The sequence below is a fragment of the Delftia sp. DT-2 genome (genome assembly GCF_028401915.1).
GTDB lineage: Bacteria > Pseudomonadota > Gammaproteobacteria > Burkholderiales > Burkholderiaceae_C > Comamonas > Comamonas tsuruhatensis.
In genome coordinates this window covers 1-1397 of the sequence record NZ_JAQOTI010000056.1, presented here as the reverse complement: position 1 = coordinate 1397, position 1397 = coordinate 1, and the positions used below count along the sequence as shown (strand labels likewise).

General features: G+C 47.0%; 2 protein-coding genes. Both read right to left on the bottom strand.

The genetic code is table 11. The annotated features are described in order from the left end of the window. Positions 1–309: 309 nt before the first annotated feature. Positions 310–738 carry an SMI1/KNR4 family protein gene (locus tag PO605_RS30775; protein ID WP_152683584.1) on the bottom strand — a complete coding sequence of 143 codons (429 nt, stop codon included), beginning with the start codon at positions 736–738 and terminating at the stop codon, positions 310–312. Between the two features lie 2 nt (positions 739–740). Beyond that, positions 741–1397 (bottom strand): RHS repeat-associated core domain-containing protein (locus tag PO605_RS30770; protein ID WP_334313831.1); only part of this gene is annotated, 657 nt, incomplete at its 5' end.

Here is a 1397-nt window from a genome sequence, read left to right as displayed (position 1 = left end):
CTCCAGCTTGGCCAGGGGCACGAAGCTGTCGGGCTCGTAGAGGTATTCGCTCAGGCGTGAGCCACGGATTTCCCCGGTGAGAATGTCGCAGTTATGTCGCGGGGCGGTGCGCTCGAATGCATATCGCGATCAATGCGCGGCGCCCACTGAAAAATACAGTGGATTGTTGTCCAGTTGTCGCGCCACTCTATGGAAGTATTGAAGTTCCATGTGTATGGCGGATCTATTAAACAAGTCTAACCCTCCGGAAAAGCACAGCTGCCTACGAATAGATGCACCGCTGTGAATATGAACAGTTTTACATAATGACTAATCTTCGGTGACGCTTCGATTTAATGCATTGAGCAATGCATCGAGAAAATCATCACCTATTTTTTTTGCACTTGCCCAGTCTAAATCACCAAGAGGCACAGCCCAGACGGAAGAATCATTGGGAAGATGTTTGAATATATAGCCTACTCCGCCGCCATTAGTGGCAAAACACAGGGCCTTATCCCCAAGATATTTTTTAACCAAAAAATCATTATTTAGAATCTCCAGCTCATCTATTGGCCAAAATGATAAATATAGACTACCAAATTGCCCTTCTCCTCCGTTGGCCCAGCGCATCCACTCAACGTAATTTGCAGGCAGGTTTAATATTTTGGATATATCATTAATATTTCTTTCTTCTAGGGGTGGGTCACGGTCATATTGATTTAATACTCTATTTTTTATAGATTCAATAATATCATTCATAATCAAAATGCTCCAATTTCATCAAAATACTGATAACTCTTCTTTAGTGCTCTCTTTCGGCATTTTTCCGAGACTCCAGCAGCTTTAAGATCCTTTGAAGAATATTCAAATTCCTCTCGAATTGTGCTTGACCATTTCCCGTTGCCTGCTGCAACACGAGCATCGCGTCTGGCATTTTGTCGCGTGGTGATTGTGGCATGATTTGGACTTCTATTTAAGAGAATAGAAGGCGCATCACCTGAATTATATTTGGCGTATCCTTGACTTTTGGCCCATTCGTCTTGAACTACATGATGCGAGTCTTTGGGCCTACGTGGTGATGGTTGATCGCGGTGTCTTGTAATATCGCATGGATCTCTGCGGCATCCGCACCTCTTCTTGGGAGCTAGTCCTAATGCATCGCTCCAATTACTAGTATTCGGCGCATACAAGAATAAATTATCACCCCCCTCCAACCCAATCGGATCCTGATGCACAAACCTTCCCACCACAGGATCGTAGTACCTGAACCGGTTGTAGTGCAGCCCCGTCTCGCCGTCAAAGTACTGTCCCTGGAACCGTAGCGGTTGCTCCACCAGCGCAAGGCTTTGTACCTCACCCTGGGCGGCCAGGGCCAGCGGGCGCTGGTCGTGGGGGAACACCGCCGCATCGTCCGTGCC